This window comes from Paraburkholderia sp. (assembly GCF_047605525.1).
Lineage (GTDB): Bacteria > Pseudomonadota > Gammaproteobacteria > Burkholderiales > Burkholderiaceae > Paraburkholderia.
Genome location: NZ_JASGFN010000028.1, coordinates 20180 through 38420, shown reverse-complemented (window position 1 = coordinate 38420; position 18241 = coordinate 20180). Strand labels below are relative to the sequence as shown.

The 18241-nt window shown below is 63.7% G+C and carries 17 protein-coding genes; 10 read left to right on the top strand and 7 right to left on the bottom strand.

Going from position 1 to position 18241, the window contains the following annotated elements:
- Position 1: 1 nt before the first annotated feature.
- From QM685_RS30750 to QM685_RS30720, 7 genes are all read right to left on the bottom strand, one after another.
- Complete coding sequence (locus QM685_RS30750) at positions 2-1000, bottom strand: biotin-dependent carboxyltransferase family protein (protein ID WP_415122572.1); 999 nt, start codon at positions 998-1000, stop codon at positions 2-4.
- Positions 994-1689, bottom strand: a complete 696-nt coding sequence (locus QM685_RS30745; RefSeq protein ID WP_415122570.1) for a 5-oxoprolinase subunit B family protein — start codon at positions 1687-1689, stop codon at positions 994-996. The genes QM685_RS30750 and QM685_RS30745 overlap by 7 nt, the downstream gene beginning before the upstream one ends.
- Entirely contained in the window at positions 1676-2149 is a 474-nt protein-coding gene (locus QM685_RS30740; protein WP_415122568.1) for an acetyl-CoA carboxylase biotin carboxyl carrier protein, read from the bottom strand. The genes QM685_RS30745 and QM685_RS30740 overlap by 14 nt, the downstream gene beginning before the upstream one ends.
- Positions 2150-2164: 15 nt before the next feature.
- Complete coding sequence (locus tag QM685_RS30735) at positions 2165-3367, bottom strand: pyridoxal phosphate-dependent aminotransferase (protein WP_415122566.1); 1203 nt, start codon at positions 3365-3367, stop codon at positions 2165-2167.
- A 66-nt stretch (positions 3368-3433) separates the two neighbouring features.
- Positions 3434-4180, bottom strand: a complete 747-nt coding sequence (locus QM685_RS30730; protein ID WP_415122564.1) for an enoyl-CoA hydratase/isomerase family protein — start codon at positions 4178-4180, stop codon at positions 3434-3436.
- A gap of 73 nt (positions 4181-4253) precedes the next feature.
- On the bottom strand, positions 4254-5636 hold the full coding sequence (locus tag QM685_RS30725; protein WP_415122562.1) for an NAD(P)/FAD-dependent oxidoreductase: 1383 nt from the start codon (positions 5634-5636) through the stop codon (positions 4254-4256).
- A 109-nt stretch (positions 5637-5745) separates the two neighbouring features.
- On the bottom strand, positions 5746-6870 hold the full coding sequence (locus tag QM685_RS30720) for a hypothetical protein (protein ID WP_415122560.1): 1125 nt from the start codon (positions 6868-6870) through the stop codon (positions 5746-5748).
- A gap of 267 nt (positions 6871-7137) precedes the next feature.
- Here QM685_RS30720 and QM685_RS30715 point away from each other — a divergent pair, with 267 nt between their 5' ends.
- The 10 genes from QM685_RS30715 (at position 7138) to QM685_RS30670 (ending at position 18239) form a co-directional block, all read left to right on the top strand.
- A complete protein-coding gene (locus QM685_RS30715) occupies positions 7138-7923 on the top strand; it encodes an ABC transporter ATP-binding protein (RefSeq protein ID WP_415122558.1) in 786 nt (261 codons plus the stop codon).
- A 10-nt stretch (positions 7924-7933) separates the two neighbouring features.
- Positions 7934-8929, top strand: coding sequence for an ABC transporter substrate-binding protein (locus QM685_RS30710; protein WP_415122556.1), 996 nt, complete (start codon positions 7934-7936; stop codon positions 8927-8929).
- Entirely contained in the window at positions 8929-9759 is an 831-nt protein-coding gene (locus QM685_RS30705; protein ID WP_415122554.1) for an ABC transporter permease, read from the top strand. The genes QM685_RS30710 and QM685_RS30705 overlap by 1 nt, the downstream gene beginning before the upstream one ends.
- Before the next feature lie 159 nt (positions 9760-9918).
- The gene (locus tag QM685_RS30700; RefSeq protein WP_415122552.1) at positions 9919-10659 is read left to right on the top strand and encodes an IclR family transcriptional regulator; all 741 of its coding nucleotides are present in this window, start codon (positions 9919-9921) and stop codon (positions 10657-10659) included.
- Between the two features lie 87 nt (positions 10660-10746).
- Positions 10747-12408 carry a class I adenylate-forming enzyme family protein gene (locus QM685_RS30695; RefSeq protein WP_415122550.1) on the top strand — a complete coding sequence of 554 codons (1662 nt, stop codon included), beginning with the start codon at positions 10747-10749 and terminating at the stop codon, positions 12406-12408.
- A gap of 12 nt (positions 12409-12420) precedes the next feature.
- Positions 12421-13557, top strand: a complete 1137-nt coding sequence (locus tag QM685_RS30690) for a CaiB/BaiF CoA transferase family protein (protein ID WP_415122548.1) — start codon at positions 12421-12423, stop codon at positions 13555-13557.
- Positions 13558-13561: 4 nt separating this feature from the next.
- Positions 13562-14344 carry a LamB/YcsF family protein gene (locus tag QM685_RS30685; RefSeq protein WP_415122546.1) on the top strand — a complete coding sequence of 261 codons (783 nt, stop codon included), beginning with the start codon at positions 13562-13564 and terminating at the stop codon, positions 14342-14344.
- Positions 14345-14477: 133 nt separating this feature from the next.
- The gene (locus QM685_RS30680; RefSeq protein ID WP_415122544.1) at positions 14478-15659 is read left to right on the top strand and encodes a porin; all 1182 of its coding nucleotides are present in this window, start codon (positions 14478-14480) and stop codon (positions 15657-15659) included.
- A 557-nt stretch (positions 15660-16216) separates the two neighbouring features.
- Positions 16217-17197: a PhnD/SsuA/transferrin family substrate-binding protein gene (locus QM685_RS30675; protein ID WP_415122542.1), complete on the top strand. Its 981-nt coding sequence runs from the start codon at positions 16217-16219 to the stop codon at positions 17195-17197.
- 16 nt (positions 17198-17213) lie between these two features.
- Complete coding sequence (locus tag QM685_RS30670; RefSeq protein WP_415122540.1) at positions 17214-18239, top strand: amidohydrolase family protein; 1026 nt, start codon at positions 17214-17216, stop codon at positions 18237-18239.
- The last annotated feature ends 2 nt before the right edge of the window (positions 18240-18241 follow it).

Sequence of the window (18241 nt, the reverse complement as noted above, 5' to 3'; positions counted from 1 at the left end):
TCTAGCCTTTTGCCGTTTCGGGAGAGTTCATGTCGGCGTAGCGCGCGGCATCGCGTCCGACCCGTTCGATGAAGTCCCGATTATGGTGATTGGCCATGACGGCCTGCTGCCGCGTGACCCGGTGAAAGCGCAACGTGGCGCCGGGGCGGGCCTGAGCGATGCGCCAAAGATCGGCGCGAATGACGACGCCGATGCGGGGATAGCCGCCGGCGGCATTGGAATCCCGCAGCTGGATCAGCGGATCGCCGGACGGGGGCACCTGAATCACGCCGGGGATGATGCCGACCGAGCGCATCTCGCGCGGTTCGGCCAGCATCAGCGTGGCACCGCTCAGGCGGCTGCCCATGCGGTCGCTCATCCTTGTGACGGTCCAGCCGCTCGTCCACAACGCATGCTGCGAGGCCTGATCGAATTCGTCGTGCTCCGGGCCCGCGATGACGCGCACCGGCAGGCCGTCGGTATCGGTTGCGTCCGTGAACGCAAGCGCGACGGCCGGCGGCACGATGCCGAAATCGTCGGCGCGTCGCGCATCGGTGGCCGTGCCGACCGGCAGAAGGTCACCCGCGCGCAGAGCGCGTCCGTGAAAACCGCCGAAGCCGTGCTTGAAATCGGTGGAGCGGGAGCCCATCACCGTTTCGACGTCGATGCCGCCGGCGACGGCGAGATAAGCGCGCGCGCCGGACGTCGGACGCTCGATCGTCAGCTCTTCGCCGCTGCGCAGGCGGATCGACCAGCACGGCGGCAGCACGTGGCCGCGGTGCCTCAGCGTGCAGGCCGCGCCGGTCACGGCGACCCGAAGCTCCGCTTGCGCGCGCAAGCGCACGGGAAACGTCTGGATCTCCAGGCCGGCGGCGCCGGCGGCGTTGCCGACCATGACGTTGGCGAGACTCAGCGCGAGGTCGTCCATCGCGCCACCCTGGCACAGGCCGATACCCCGATACCCGGGGCGGGCGAGATCTTGAACGGAATTCAGCGGTGGGGTAGAAAGCACCTCTAGCATGGCAGGACATCCTCGATGACGAAACGGATGCGGTCGCCGACGGCGACTTCGAGCGGTGGATCGCGAAACGGATCGAACGGATGGTGAAAGCGCGTCGTATAACCGAGCGCATACCAGCCGCTCGGTCCCGGCGTCATGCCGATCGTCGCCTGCACGCCGCCGATGCTGATCGTGCCGGGCTCCTTGAGCATGATCGGCGTCTTCTTGCGCGGCAGCACGAGTGCGGGATCGACGCCGTACAGGTAGCCGAAGCCGGGCGTCACCGACGGCGCGAAGATCACGTAATCCCGCGCCGCATGCAGGCGCGCGGCATCCTCCAGTCCGACACCGGCATGCGCGGCGACGATCGCGAGATCCCGTCCGCGCTCGCCGCCGTAGACGACCGGGAACTCCCAGACCCGCCCCGCGAGCGCCAGCGGCTCGAGCGAGCGCCAGGCCGCCTGCAACGCGTTCGACAACTCGTCCGGCTCGCGCCGGTCCGGATCGAAGATGACCAGCAGGTTGGCCATCCCGAGGCCGGTTTCCAGAACGCCGTCCCAACGTTCGGCTTGCATGGCGAGCGCCCAGATTCGCTGTTGCGTGCGCAGATCGATGTCGCCCGGCGCTTCCATCGTGAGCGCCGCTTCGCCGAAGGCGGCGATGGTGAGCGGAGCCGGTTGCGGCGCGGAGAGAAGGTCAGGAGAGGACAAAGAGCACCTCGTCGAAGCCGATCGACTGGCCGTCCTCGACCCGAATCGTTCTGATCGTTGCGCCGACGGTCGCGGGAACCGGATGGAACATCTTCATCACCTCGATGACGCACACGGTGTCGTCGGGCTGCACGGCCTGCCCGACGCGGACGAACGGCGCCGCGCCGGGCGTAGGCGCCAGATGGACGATGCCGTCCGTCGGCGCGCGAATGACCATCGGCTCGGGCGCGACGCCGGACCCGGCCGCCGCCTCCGTCGCCGGAGCCCGTTCGGCGTCGGTGCTGTCGGGGCGTTCGGCATGCCCGACGGCCGCGGCGCCAGGACGCGCCGCGTCGGCGCGAGCGGGAGCGGGTGCAGCCTCGATGCGAATGCGCAGGTCCCCCTTCGTCACGTCCAGCGCCGACACGCGGTGCTGGGTGACGAGGTCGATCAGATGCTTGATTTCTTCCAGAGCAATCATGGCTTTCCCATTGCGCTACCGCAGTTCGCCGCAGAATTCGACGATGCGCCGGCAGGCTTCGGTCAGCAGCGCGACGTCGGCCGCATAGGAAATGCGGAAATAGCCGCCCATCCCGTAGGCCGCGCCGTAGACCGTGGCGACGTGCTTTTCTTGCAGCAGCGCCAGCACGAAGTCCTTGTCGTCGCGAATCAGCGTGCCGCCCTTCGTTCGCTTGCCGATATGCGCGGCCATCGACGGGAAGATGTAAAACGCGCCGCCCGGCTTCCGGTAGCGCAGGCCCGGCGCGTCGGCGAGCAGGTTCATCACGAGATCGCGGCGCACGCGATACGACTCGCAGCGCTCGCGCAGCAGGTCCTGCGGGCCGTCGAGCGCGGCGACGGCGGCGGCTTGCGCGACCGTGCAGATGCCGTTCGTCGCCTGGCCCTGCACGTTCAGCATCGCCTGCAGCAGCGGCTTCGGGCCCGCGCAGAAGCCGACGCGCCAGCCGGTCATCGCGTAGGTTTTCGACACGCCGTTCACGGTCAGCACCCGTTCGCACAACGCGGGCTCGACCTCGACGAGCGTGCAGAACTTCGCGCCGTCGTAAATGATGTGCTCGTACATGTCGTCGGTCAGCACGAGCACGTGAGGGTGGCGCAGCAACAGTTCGGCGATGCCCTTCATCTCGTCCCGCGAGCAGACCGCGCCGGTCGGATTGTTCGGGAAATTGAGCACCAGCCATTTGGTGCGCGGCGTGATCGCGGCTTCGAGATCGTCGAGCCGCAGCTTGAAGCCGTTCGATTCCGGGCAGTCGACCGCGACCGGCGTGCCGCCCGCGAAACGAACGATGTTGGTGTAGCTGATCCAGTACGGAGCGGGCACGATCACCTCGTCGCCCGGATCGATGGACGCCATGAACGCGTCGAAGACGATCTGGGTGCCGCCGTTGGCGACCATGATCTCGTCGAGCGCGTAATCGAGCTGGTTGTCGCGCTGGAACTTGCGGCGGATGGCCGCCTTCAGTTCCGGCGTTCCCGGTTGAGGCGGATAGCGGGTGTCGCCGCGAAGCGCCGCCGCGTGCGCCGCTTCGACGACATGGGCGGGCGTGTCGAAATCCGGCTCGCCGAGCGAAAGCGGGATCACGTTTGCGCCTTGCTGGCGGATGTCGCGCGCCATCGCGGTCAAGGCGGCTGACGCCGAGACGGGAACGTTGTCGAGTCTGGTTGCCGAAATGAACATGGTGTTGTCGCTGGAGAGAGCGCGTCGCCGGCAGGCGGCGCGCGGCATGAGTCGGCCGGTCTGTGATCAGTTCTTCGCGACGAAGCCCGCGACGCCGGACTGGATCGATGACGCGACATCCTTGCGCTGGCGAATCTCGAATGCGCGTTCGAACGATGCGCTGAGTTCGGGAAGCCGAAGGTCGCGCAGCCAGGCTTTCGTTTCGGCATAGGCATGCGGCTTCTTCGCGCAGAGGCGGCGGGCGGCATCGAACGCCCGCTCCATCACCTTGTCCGCATCCGTCAGCTCCTCGATCAGGCCGAGCGCATGGGCTTCGTCGCCGGCAACCATGCGGCCGGAGACGGAAAGTTCGCGGGTGCGATTCAGGCCGACGGCCCAATTCAGGATCGTCGCGCCGGAAATGGTCGGGATGCCGGAGTTGATTTCCGTCAGGCCCACTTGCACGCCCGGATGCCCGACGCGGTAATCCATCAGCAGCACGACCTGGAAGGCGGAGCCGACGGCGAGGCCGTTGAGGGCGGCGATGAGCGGCTTGCGAAAGGAGAGGACGGCCGTGTAGAGATTGAGGAACCGGTCCATGCGCTGGCGGGCGTCGGACGGCACGCCGATGCCGGATTCCTTCAGGTCGGCGCCGGCGCAGAAGGCTCGCTCGCCGGTTCCGGTCACGATCACCGCCTTGACGTCATCGTTTGCGTCGGCTTCCTCCAGCGCGCTCCGGAATGCTTCGCGAGCCGGCGTGTCCCACGCGTTGAGCTTTTCAGGCCGGTTCAGCCGGATGACGAGGATGTTGTCGCGGATTTCCTTTTCAATCATGGTGTTTTACCTTTTCGGGTGGGTAGCTGGATGCTTGCGGATGAGGGCCCGGTGGATGGGAATGGCGGCCCTGTCAGGGGCGGCCGCTGATTTGGCGCGCGAGGCAGGCGAGGCGGGAGGTCGCGGCGGAGTTCGAGCGCCGCTCGACGGCGTCGGCAAAACGAAACAGGTGATAGGTCGTGCGGGCGCCGAGCCAGCGCAGCGGCTCCGCTTCCCAGTCCGGCGAACGGCGGTTGGTCCACGGCAGTCGTGTCCAGCGCGTCTGCCGTCCGGCGACGAGATCCGCAAAGGTACGGCCCATCACATACGAGGCGGCGAGCCCTTGCCCGGCATAGCCTCCGGCGCTGCCCAGGCCCGTCGCGCGGTCGAGGGAAACGGAGGGCGCCCAGTCGCGCGGCGTGCCGAACATGCCGCACCACGCATGGGCGATGACCGGCCGCGCGCCCGGAAAAAGCGTCGCGAGCCCTTCCTCGAGCTGACGGATCGTGCCGCCTTCCAGCCTGCCGTCGTCGTCGAAACACGATCCGTAGCGATAGGGGAAGCCCCGGCCGGCGAGGACGATGCGCCCGTCTTGCGTGCGGGACGCGAAATACGGCGCATGCTCGGCGCCGTACAGGCCTTCGCCGTGCTGCCAGCCGATCGTGTCCCATTCGCGCTGCGATAGCGGTTCGGTGACGATCACCGACGAGCGCATCGGAACGATGGCGCGGCGGAGGCCCGGCAGAGCCGGGCTGTAGGCTTCCGTCGCACGCAGAATGACGGGAGCCCGGACGGTGCCTTCGCCGGTACGCACGAGCCCCGGCTCGATGCCGAGCACGCGCGCGCGCTCGTGAATGACGACGCCGCGCGTTTCCAGCAGTTGCGCGAGGCCGATCGCGAGTTTGGCCGGCTGGATGCAGGTGCAATGCGGGCTGTAGAGTCCGCCGAGCACGCCTTCGATGCGGATGTGCTCCCATACTTCATCCTGGGACAGATAGCGCAGGTCCGACTCGTCGAGGCCCCATGACGCGCGCTCGGCGACGGTGGCGCGCACGCGCGCGAGCCCTGCCTGAGTGCGGGCGAATTGCAGGTAGCCTGCGTGGCGCGCCTCGATGTCGATGCCGTGTTCGCGCATCAGTGACGGGATAGCGGTGACCGCGTCGATACACGCGCGACGCAGGTCGATCACGCCCGCCATCCGTTGCGGCCCCTCCGCCAGCCTGTCCCGGTGTCCGACGGGCTTGCCGGAAATCCATCCGAGATTGCGGCCCGACGCCCCGAAGCCGACGCGCTCCGCTTCGACGATACGGATGGAGCGATCCGGCAGCGTCTGTGTTAGCCACCAGGCCGCCCAGAGCCCCGTGAATCCCGCGCCGACGATGCAGATGTCCGCCGCGGCATCGCCGTTCAGCGGGCTGCGCGTTGCCGCCACCGAGCCGGCGTTGTGGAGGAAAAACGATGACTTTCCGTTAAGCATCACGACCTCGGGGCGGCAATGATTCGAGACAGTGGTTTGAATATCCGCTCGCGATGCGATCGGGCCATGCGAGCGCGAGTCGGCCAGCGCTTCGTCGATTGTTGTCCCGTCACGAACAGCATGTGGCGGCAAAATCGTCGAAGCGGGCGAGCAGTTCGCGTCCACGATCGAGCGTTTCGTTCAATCGCAGAACCGGGCAGTCATATCCGAGCCGCTGGCGCATGACGTCGGACTCGCTCGTGCCCATGCGCACGGAGCCGTCGTCGAGGATCGCGTCGATTCCGTCTCCTTGCATCGCTGCGTGAAGTACCGCGCGTGCTCCGTCGATCGTGATGCCGTCCGCCAGCGCGATGCTCGGGCGTCCGCCTTCGAACCTGACGTCGAAGCCACCCGGCAGGCCGTGCGGGGCGGAACAATGCACGGTTCGTCCAATGTCTTCGCCAAGCAGCCGGCGGGTGTTGCGGACCGCCGACACGGCGGCCGGGACGGAACTCCTGTGCGGGCACAGCCGCCGCGCGACCTGCCTGAAGCCGCGCGCATTCAGCGTTTCGGTCACATCGTCGCCACGATGCCGGACCCGGTACCAGAACGCACGCTCTTCCCACGCGTTGTCATAGTCGAGATTCGCGAGGTGGAAGTGATGGCCGATCAGCGAGATCTCGATGTCCTCGACATGCGTGCGCAGCATTTCCGCCGCGGCGATTCGCAGCACGGACGCGATGATCTCCGAATTGCCGGCGCCTATCGTCGGCGCCAGCCCGACCTTCGCGAGAATAGGGTTCACGCCGTCCGGAAACGCAACGTTGATGACGGCGGCGTCGGGCCGCGCCGCGCGGCTCGCGCGCATGATGGCCAGCGCCGGCGCCAGGTTGATCGGCAGCCAGGGTCCGAAGCGGCTGACGCCGTATATGTCCCGCCAGGTCCGCGCGGGCAGCGCCGTGGCCAACGCGAACCAGGACCGCATGGTCGCCGTATTGATGATGACATCGGCTTCGGAGCGGGCGAGCGCGTCGGCAGTCCGGGCTTCGTCGAAAAGGTCGAGCGCGACCGTATGGATGCGGATGCGGGCGTTGCCCGCGCTTTCCGCCGCGATCCGCACGTCCATCGCCGCATCGTCGAGCCGCTGCGCGCTGCTCGCAATCAGCCACAGATCGCTGATTGCCGGCATTGCCGCGAGACCTCCCGCTACCAGACTTCCTACTCCTCCCACCCCGAACAGAGCCACTGAATTCATTGAATTTCGCCATAGAACACATCGATTGGCGGTAGACTAACGTTGACAATGTGGAATGTCAATCCACAATATGAATGTATCTCGACGGCCGACCATGTTTGCCGCCAGCGCGCCAAGGTCATCAAATAATATTGACAAGATTGACAATGTGGAAGATGAATCCATAATATGAAGACCAATGCGGCGGATCGGCCCCATTCGCGATCAGCGCGGCAAGGCGATCGAGTACCGACTGAGGAGACCGGATGAAGAAGAGAGGACTGTGATATGCCGACTATCGTGATAGAGGGGTTGACCGTCGATTTCGGTTCGAACGGAAAATCCAAACAGGCGATCGGCGACTTCGACCTGGAGATCGCCGATCAGGAGTTTCTGTGTTTGCTGGGGCCGAGCGGATGCGGCAAGTCCACCGTGCTGAATGCGCTCGCTGGATTCATTCATCCGACGGCCGGCAGCGTGACCGTCGGCGGCCGGCCGGTGGACGCGCCGGGGCCGGAGCGTGGCGTGGTGTTCCAGGACGCCAACGTGTTTCCGTGGATGACGGTCGAGGAAAACGTGATGGCGGGGCCGCGCTTCCGTGGTCAGCGGGTGGACAAAGACATGAAGCGCAGAGCCGCGGACATCATCCGGCGCGTGGGGCTCGCCGGACATGAGAAGCATCTGCCGCGCGAGCTGTCCGGCGGGATGCGCCAACGCCTGGGTCTTGCGCGCACGCTGCTCAACGATCCGGGGATGCTGCTGATGGACGAGCCGTTCGGCGCGCTCGACGCGCAGACGCGGATCATCATGCAGGAACTGCTCCTCGAGCTGTGGGAGCGCGACAAGAAGACGGTGCTGTTCATCACACACGACCTGGACGAGGCGCTGTTGCTCGGCGACCGCGTGATCGTGATGAGCGCGTCGCCGGGCAAAGTAAAGTTCGAGCATGTCGTCGGCTTTCCACGCCCGCGCGACTACTCGCTGACGGGGACCATCGAGTTTCAGCAAGCCAAGCAGAAGCTTTTCGACATCCTGCACGTGGAAGCCGAGCGTGCGGACAAAACCGAACATTGAGGACAATCAAATGAAAATTGCGTCCACATTCATCGCGATGGTCCTGGCCGTGCTCGTGCCGATGCAAGCCCACGCACAAGGCAAGGAAACGACGGTGAAAGTCGCCGAGGTTCCGGCGCTGACCTGGGCCGCGTGGATGGGCCTGCCGGACAGCGCGACGGTCGGCGACACCAAGGTGAACTTCGACATCAGCAGCTTCAAGTCGTCCGGCGACGTGCTTCTCGCGGTGCAGACCGGCCAGATCGACATCGGGCCGACGGCATTCAATCTCGTCGCGTCCGCTTTCGCGACCACCAAATCGCTGCCGATCCGCATGATCGCCGGTGTCGGCGACGGCACGACGGCGGTCGTGCTCAGGCCGGATTCCGGCATCAAGACGCTGCAGGACATGCGCGGCAAGCGCGTCGGTCTGGTGCGCGGCTCCAACGAGTTCTTCAAGTTCGAGATCGCACTGGGCTCCGTGGGGATCGATCTGCATAACGATGTGAAACTGACGACGCTCAGCTCACCGACGGACCAGATTCTCGCATTGCAGCGCGGCGACCTCGATGCGATCGTCACCTATGCGCCGTACGCGACCAAGGCGGTCCAGATGGGCGGCGTGCTGGCCGACAAGATCAACGCGACGCTGATGCGCGAAGCGGGCGTGCCGACGGTGATCATCGCCAACGAGAGCTTCCTCAAGCGCGATCCGGCCGGCGCGCAAGCCGCGATCAACGCTTACGTCGCCAACTGGAGGGCATTCGACAAGGATCGTCCGTTGTGGGTGGATACCTATCTCAAGGGTGCGTCCGGCGATCGCAGTCTGATGCTCGATGCGGTCAGGACGCTGCCGATCCAGTGGGACATGAATGACGGCGCAATGGTTCGCGTGGCCAGGAATCTCGCCACCTATAAAGTCATCCCGGCCGATACCGGCAAGGATCTCGTCAAGCTCATCGATTACAGCTATCTGGAGAAGGCGACGGGCCTGTCGGCGGAGCAACTCGGCAAAGGAGGGAAGTGATGATGGGTACTGCCAGGACGACGCGAGCGGGTGGAGCACTGACCGGATGGCAGCGAACCGCGCTTGCTTTCGCTTTCCCGATCGTCGTCATCGCCGTGTGGCAATACGTCGGCCAGAAAAACCTGCTCGCCCATGGCCTGTTTCCGTCTTTCACGACGTCGATCGACGCATTCTGGGATTTCATTTCGGGCAGCCTCGGCACGAGTCCCTACTCGGGCAAGTGGCTGTCGAGCGTCGGCGCGAGTTTCCAGCGCATCATGATCGGCTATGTGATAGGGGCGGTCGTGGGCATCGCGTTGGGACTGATGGTCGGGTTCTATCCGAAGGTGCGCTATGCGCTCCATCCGACCATCAATGCGATTCGCCCCGTGTCCATCACAGCGTGGATTCCACTTGCGCTGATCCTGCTCGGCATTGGTAACAAGCCCGCCTATTTCCTGACGGCGCTTGCCACTTTTTTCCCCGTCTATATCAGCAGTATGGTCGGCGCGTCTTATGCCGACGGAGGGTTGATCCGCGCGGCCGAAATGCTGGGGGCGAGTCGTAGGCGTATTCTGCTGTCCGTGACGCTGCCGGCGGCCATGCCGAGCATCGCGGCCGGGTTGCGCGTTGCATTGGCGCTCGCCTGGACGACGGTCGTGGTGGCCGAGATGCTCGGCGCCCGTTCGGGGATCGGCTACGTGCTGATCGATTCATACAGCGCGTTCCGGCTGGATTACGTGATTGCCTGCATGTTCACGCTCGGGATTCTCGGCACGCTCAGCGACCGGGTACTGCGATGGCTTTTGCAATCGCGTCTGCGCTGGGCGGAAATCGGTGCAAAGAGTTGACGACGCCGGTGTATGCAATGATTCGGGTGCCCGGAAACACCGGCTGAATGGGCGATTTCGGCGAATGAGAGCGCTGATGCCGGGCGTATTTTTCTGACCAGGGAAATGGTGGTTTGTGATTTTCGAAAAAAAGTTGGTACGTAACGGAGGAGCACCGCGATGAGTTCTAATGGGACGCAGGCGGTTGATCGGGCTTTTGACATTCTGAATCTCGTCGGTCGCAAGCGACGGATCATGCTGGCCGATATCGCGAAGGAAACAGACTTGACCGTTCCGACCGCCCACCGGCTCGTCAAGTCGTTGGCGCGGCGCGGTTTCGTGTCTTTCAACGAGGAGACAAAAGAATACGGTCTGGGATCCGAGATCGTGTTGATGGCCGCGGGCATGCTGCTCGGCAACAATCTCGTTGAACTGGCCAGGTTGCCGCTGTTCAAGCTGAACGACCGCTGCGGCGAGACGGTCAGCCTGTTCGGCATCGGCGCGAAAGATCTTCTGTGCATCGCGGAGGCGGAATCCGACCAGCGCCTGCGCTACAACATCGGCGTCGGTCGGACGATGCCGATGCTCCACGGTGCGCCCGGAAAAGCGGCGCTCGCGTGGTTCGAGGATACGCGTATGGATTTTGTGTTCGAGCAGGCCGAGCTTTCGGAAGATGCGCGGCGCAAGGTTGAAGACGAACTGACGGTCATCCGGCAAAAAGGCTATGCGATGAGCTTCGGTGAAGTGGTGCCGGATACGACGGCATTGTCTGTCCCGATCTTCGACGGTTCGCGGCATCCGATCGGCGTGATCAGCATCGCCGGCCCCGCGCGGCGTTGGACCGTCGAGAAAATGAACGGCATCGTGCCGGAATTGCTGTCCACGAGCGCTGGTATAACGGCGCGGCTAGGTGGCGGTTAGCGCCACGGAAGAACGAGCTCTTTTCGCGCCTGTTCCGTCGATCGCCTGCTTGATGCTTGTTGCGGCTTCGCGCCGCAGGGTAGCGTCTTGCCTGCGATCGGCCGGTTCACGCGCATAACCAGAGAAGGCGAAATGAATACGGAACTGGAACACGCATGGCAACGACGCGCCGAGACAGAAGCGCGCGCGTTGCCGAGAAGCCTTGCAGCGCTGTTCGACGAAGCGGTCATCCGCTACGCGGATCGGGTGTTTTGGCGAGCGGTCGACGGCGACGGGCTGGAGCTGACCTATCGTGATTTTGGCGCGCTGGTCGAGCGTTGCGCCGCGGCTTTTCGCCGGTTCGGCATCGGCACGGGCACGCACGTCGCGCTGGCGCTTCCGAACGTGCCGGCGATCGGCGCGGCATGGATCGCGCTGCACAAGATCGGAGCGGTGGTGCTCGGCGTCAACGTGAACCTGGTGCCGAGCGAGGTCAGCTACACGTTGAGCATGGCCGACGCCGAAGTGCTGATTCTCGACATCAGCTACCGTGGACTGCTTGAACTCGACGACGGGCAGGCTTTTCCGGTCGAGCGCGAGCGGATCGTCGTGCACGGCGGCGCGTTGCCGGGATTCGCGAACTGGGATGATCTGTTGCGTGACGCATCCGGTGCGGTTCCCGCCGTCGACGTGGATAACCGCGCGCTCGCCAGCATTCTCTACACGTCCGGCTCGATGGGGATGCCGAAGCCGGCCATGTTGCCGCACGATTGGCACGTGGTCTCGGGCTGGGTGCGATCCCGACAAGGGCCGGCGCCGCGCAATATTCTCATCGATTCCCCGCTCTATTACATGGGCGGACAATGGCGCGTCGCGATGGCGATGTATATCGGCGCAACGCTGTGCGTTGCCCAGAAGCCGACGCTCAGCCGCTATCTGGATCGGCTGTTGGCCTACGACATTCAGCTTTGCGCCGTCTCCAGCCAGATCGCCAAACTGCCCGATGATCCGCGCTACGCGCAGCTCAATTTAAGTTGGGTTACTTCTTCAGGATTGCCAAAGGATATGCAGGCGCCGCTAGAGGCGCGTCTTGGTGCGCCGGTGCGCGAAATCTACGGCGCAACGGAAATCGGCTCGGCCATCGTGATGCCGACGCTGGTGAAAAGCATGGTCGGCTCGGGTTCCTGCGGCCTGCCGGATGCGTTCCGCACCTGCCGCATCGTCGATGCGGACGGCAAGGACGTGCGCCAGGGCGAGACGGGCGAACTCTGGACTGCCGGGCCGGGTATCGCGCTCGGCTATTACCGTAACGATGAAGCGACGGCCTCGACATTCCATGGCGGCTGGTATCGAACCGGTGATCTGTTCGTGCAGGATTCGCAGGGGTTCTATTACTGGCAAAGTCGGATCAAGGACATCATCCGCCGCAGCAAGGAAAACATTTCGGCTATCGAGGTCGAAGGTGCGATACGTTCTTTCCCCAGCGTGCTGGAGGTGGCGGCCATCGCGGTGCCGGACGAGTATCGCGACGAAGAGGTGAAGATTTACGTGCAGCTCGCGCCGGGCGAGACGAGAAAGAGCGTGCCGCCAGCGCGGCTGCTCGAACATGCTCGTGGCCTTCTGGCGCCGTTCAAGCTGCCACGCTACATCGAATACGTCGATACCTTCGAGCGCACCGCTTCCAACAAGGTCTCGAAGCTCGCATTGAAGAAGCAGAAGCAGGATTTGCGGCTCGACAGCTACGACAGTGTCGACGACATTTGGCGCTGACGGGAGCGAATCATGACAAGACCTCTCCAGGGCCTGAAGGTCCTCGATTTTTCTACGACGCTCCCAGGCCCGCTCGCATCGCTGATATTGACGGAAGCCGGCGCCGACGTCATCAAGGTGGAGCGGCGTGACGGCGGCGATCCGGGGCGATTCAACAAGCCTCAGGTCGACGGCGAAAGCCTGCAATTCGCGATGCTGAACAAGGGCAAACGCAGTATCGCGGTCGATCTGAAGAACGACGCGGATCTCGCCGTCGTGCTGGCGCTGGCCGGCAAGGCCGATGTGCTCATCGAGCAGTTCCGGCCCGGCGTGATGGCGCGGCTCGGTCTGGGCTATGACGCGCTGGCTGCCCTCAATCCGGGCCTGGTCTATTGCTCGATCACCGGATATGGCCAGAACGGGCCGGCTGCCCAGCGCGCCGGACACGACCTGACCTATCTCGCGCGCAACGGCGTGTTGTCGCTCGGCGGCGGACCGAATGGCGAGCCGGTTCTGCCGCCGGCACTGATCGCCGATATCGGCGGCGGCACCTATCCCGCGGTGATCAATATTCTCCTTGCGCTCGCGCAGCGGGAAAAAACCGGCAAGGGCCAATATCTCGATGTCGCGATGGCCGAGCAGGTCTTTCCGTGGATTTCGCGGCAGCTCGCCGTCCTCGCTCATGACGGCAAGGCTCCGCTTCCCGGCACGAGCAGCCATACCGGCGGTACGCCCCGTTATGGCCTGCATCGCACTGCCGACGGCAAATACCTGGCCATCGCGCCTATCGAAGCGAAGTTCTGGCAGAACTTCTGCGATGCGATCGATTTGCCCGAGGCATTGCGGAAGGACGACGCAGACGGAAAGACCGTGCGCGAGGCCATTGCGCAGCGTATCGCCGCGCAGCCGTCGGATCATTGGAAACGGATTTTCAGCGGCGATGACTGTTGCGTCGAGGTGGTCGCCGATCTTCAGGAAGCCGTGTCCGACGCGCATTTCGCGAGCCGCGGCCTGTTTTCGCGGCGCGTGACGATGGCCAATGGCGAAGCGTATCCCGCACTTTGTGTCCCGCTCATTCCCGACTTCGTCTCGCCGGACAGCGATCGTGCGCCGTCGCTCGGCGACCTGCCGCTCGACGCGGCGGTGTGGGATGAGCGCAGATCGGCGTAATTGAATGGAGGAAATGAAGATGGCTCCCATAGATTTGAATGCCGATATCGGCGAGGGTTTCGGGCCGTGGAGTTTCGGCGAGGACGAAGCGCTGATGAGGGTGATCTCGTCGGCCAATATCGCGTGTGGCTATCATGCCGGCGATGCGGAGATCATGAGCGGAATGGTCGATATGGCCGCGCAATTCGATGTCGGCATCGGTGCGCATGTCGGCTTTCCCGATATGCTCGGTTTCGGTCGGCGCGACATAGCGTTCGAACCACGCAGCTTTTCGAAGCACATCATTTATCAGATCGGCGCGCTTGCTGCGCTGGCGAGCCTGCACGGCCGCAAGGTCGAACACCTGAATTTTCACGGTGCGCTCGGCCATATGATCGCCACGCACGAGCATCTGGCCGAGGCCACGATTTCCGCCGTCGCGGCGTACGACCGAAACATCATCATCTCGACCATTCCCGAAGGCGAAACCATGAAAGCGGCGCGGCGGCACGGAATCCGTACCGTGGGCAGCTTCTTTGCCGATCGGGCCTACGGAGATGACGGCAAGCTCTTGAGCCGCAGTCTTCCGGGATCAGTACTAACTGATAGCGATGCGATCGCCGCGCGCGTGATCAGACTGATGGAGGACGGAGTGGTACAGACGGTAGGCGGTAACACGCTATCGCTCGATGCGCGCTCCGTGCTGGTTCACAGTGACACGCCCGGTGCCGCTCAGCACGCGTGCGCGATTCGCGATGCCGTCGAGCAGGCCGGAGGCCAGATCGTGCCGTTGGCTCAGCTCGTGTAGCAGAGCCTTGCCGCTGCCGATTCGGCGGCATTTTTCGAGCGTAACCGAAGCGTCGGCCGAGTCAGGGGCCAAAGACGTGTTTTTCAGTAAATCATAAATTTAGTATCACATACCACTACCGTGAGGAGAATTGATGAAACTCTCGACTTTTGTTTTTGCGGGCATCGGCGCTGTTGCAAGCGTCGCTCATGCTCAAAGCAGCGTGACGTTATACGGTATCGTTGATGGAGGCTTTACCTACACCTCCAACGCAAAGGGTTCTCACCAGTACGCGTTGACCACCGGCAACGAAGGCTCCAATCGGTGGGGATTGACCGGCTCCGAGGATCTGGGCGGCGGTCTCAAGGCCATCTTCACCCTCGAAGCGGGCTTTAATCTCGGCAACGGCACGATCGCCCAGAACGGCACGGAATTCGGCCGCCAGGCGTTTGTCGGTTTGACCAGCAGCAGGTATGGAACGGTGACCTTGGGCCGCCAATATTCGACTGCATCGACTGCGGTTGGCGCACTCACCGCGGGCGGGAGTTGGGCAGCGAATGGCGCGGGATACGGCGCACACCCCGCGGATGCCGATAATCTGGACAGTTTCAATCGCGTGGCCAACGCCATCAGATACCAGAGCAATAACTATGGCGGTTTCGCGTTTGGCGGCATGTACAGCTTGGGGGGAAAGCCAGGCCAGTTCTCGCAGAATGAAATCTGGGATCTGAATGCCACCTATGCCAACGGTCCGGTAAAACTCGCGGCCGGCTATCTGTTCGTCAAAGATCCGAACTTCTCGTTCTGGGGTAACAAGGCAAACGACAGCGCGACGGCGAGTAACATCTCCAGTCCGGTTATTGCCGGTTATGCGTCGGCGGATTCCGAACAGGTTATCTCCGTTGGCGGTGCGTATACGATCGGGCTCGCTACCATCGGCGCGGCGTATAGCAATACTCAATTCCAGAATCTCGGCTCGGTGACCGTCGCCGGCTTGACTCCTGTCGAATCGGCTTACCGTGGCACCGCATCGATCAATACGGGAGAACTGAGCTTCAAGTATCAGGTCAGTCCGGCGTTGCTGCTGGGTGCTTCGTATGCTTATATGAGGAATGCCGGGGCCAATGCGTTAGGCAGCGCGACGTACCAGCAGGCCGACCTCGGAGCGATCTATGCTATCTCCCAACGGACCTCCGTCTATGCGATTGGCGTTTATCAGAGAGCGAGGGGCACCGATTCGACCGGTGGGCCGGCTGTCGCGGCCATTGCGGGCGCAACGCCGTCGAGCACGAATTCGCAAACCGTCGTCACCGTTGGTCTCACTCACAAGTTCTGAGCTCCCGCCAGGCCCTCGACGAGTGCTTCGGTCGTGCAATACATCACGGCCGGAGTACCGTCGGCGCAGCAGCTTCGCGCGGAACACGTAGCCGCCCGCGAAGCTGCTTTGCACCGTGCCCGACGGGTTTCATGCAGCAACGGTGCCTACTACGAGGGATGTTGCCGGAACGCGTCGCTCGCACGCTGGCACGCCGGCTTTCAGTGCATCCGCCATCCAGACCTCCGCGACCGTCAACGTTCTCTATGTTTCCACCGTGGGGCAGGAAGATGTCGTGCATCCGCATCGATGGAGACGAAATTCCGTCGTCGGGCAGTCGAGGTGTGAGCTTTTTTGCATGCCGACAGATAGCGTCCTGAACCGCTCAGTGACATCGGGCAGCAGAAAGCGTTTTATACACGCTTACCCATCCCTCCAAAAAAAGTGCCAGCGAATCTGAAATTTGTATAGGGACGCCCGTTCGCCCAACGCATATCGTTCTGTCAACGAATCTGATGTCCGTCCGGTGCTGAAATTTCCGCTTCAGCCACCGGTAACGGCTCACTCATTGGAGACGAATGTTGACCAGGAAAGTCCCTCTCAAGATTGCAATCGCGGAGTATCCGCACACGGCGGCCATCCGCGACGGCTCGATTCCCATCGAAGGCGTGGAAGCCGAAATCGTGACGGTCAAGCCGCAGATCGGCGCATTCCGCCGCATGGTCCGTGACGTCGAATTCGACGTCTGCGAACTCGCACCCACCACCTACATCATCGCGCGTGCCTATAGCGCGCCGTTCGTCGCGCTGCCGGTCTTCGTGACGCGCACGTTCCATCATGGTGGCCTGCTGGTGCGTCCCGACGCGGGCATCAGGACGCCCAGGGATCTCGAAGGCAAGAAAGTCGGGGTGCGTGCCTATTCGGTGACGACCGGCGTGTGGACGCGCCAGGTGCTGATCGAAGAGTTCGGCGTCGATACATCGAAGGTGACCTGGGTCGTCGATGACGAGGAGCATGTCACGCAACTGAAGCTGCCGTCGAACGTCGTTCATGCACCGGCGAGCACTTCGCTCGCGGACATGATGGCCTCGGGCGAACTGGTCGCGGGCTTCGCCGCCGCCGCCGGCATCGGCCGCACCGGCAACCCGACGGGCGGCTGGAAGGAAGTCGAGGCCGACTATCCAGACCTGCTGCCCAATGCGGTCGAGCTCGAAGCCGATTATTTCAGGCGCACCGGTATCTATCCGATGCACGGTACGATCGTCGTGAAGGATTCGGTGCTGGCCGAGCATCCGTGGATTGCCGGGTCGCTGTTCGATGCATTCTCGCAGGCGAAGAACGAATGGCTGACGCGTCTCGATGCGGGCGGCGAGTTGACGGACAAGCTCGACAGGAAATATTCGAAGATGCGCGAGATCGTCGGCCACGATCCGCTGCCGTACGGTCTCGCCGAGAACATCAAGACGATCCGGGCACTGGAAGAAACTGCGTTCAAACAGGGCCTCATTCCGCGCCGGATGGCGATCGACGAGCTGTTCGTCGACCCCCGGGCCCGCTGAGCGAAACGGAGACGACATGATCATCGATAGCCACGGTCACTTCACGACCGTTCCCGCGTCGTTTCGCGCTTGGCGTGCAAAGCAGGTCGCGGCAGCCAACGATCCGGCCAATGCGCCGTCGCGCGACGGCGCCCATGTAAGCGACGAGCAGATCCGCGAGGCGATCGGCAACGGCCAGCTCAAGCTGCAGCGCGAGCGCGGCTACGACCTCACGCTGTTCTCGCCGATTGCCGGCTTGATGAGCCATCATCTCGGCAACGAGCGCACGAGCCTCGAGTGGGCCGAGATCTCCAACGATCTGGTCTACCGCGTGACCGAACTGTTCCCGGAGAACTTCGCGCCGGTTTGCCAGTTGCCGCAGTCGCCGGGCGCGGCGCCGAAGAACAGCATTCCCGAACTGCGCCGTTGCGTCGAGCAACTGGGCTTCGTCGGCTGCAACCTGAATCCGGACCCGACCGGCGGTTACTGGACCGGCAAGCCGATGACCGATCGCGAGTGGTATCCGCTCTATGAGGCGCTGGTCGAGCTGGACGTGCCCGCGATGATCCACGTGGCCGCGTCGTGCAACCCGTGCTTCCACGGCACGGGCGCGCACTACCTGAACGCCGATACCTCGGTATTCATGCAACTGCTGCAGTCGGACCTGTTCAGGGATTTTCCGACGCTGCGCCTGGTGATCCCGCACGGCGGCGGCGCGGTGCCGTATCACTGGGGCCGTTACCGCGGCATGTCGCTCGAAATGCGCGAGCGTCCGCTCGAAGGGCTGCTGGATAACGTGTTCTTCGACTCCTGCGTGTATCACCAGCCCGGCGTCGAACTGCTGACCAAGGTGATCCCGGCCGACAATGTGCTGTTCGGTTCGGAAATGATCGGCGCGGTGCGCGGCAAGGATCCGGCCACGGGCCATTACTTCGACGACACGAAGCGCTACATCGACGCGATTCCGTTTCTGAACGACGCGGACCGCTTCAAGATCTACGAAGGCAACGCACGGCGCGTGTATCCGCGTCTCGACGCCCGCCTCAAGGCGCGCGGCCTGTAAGC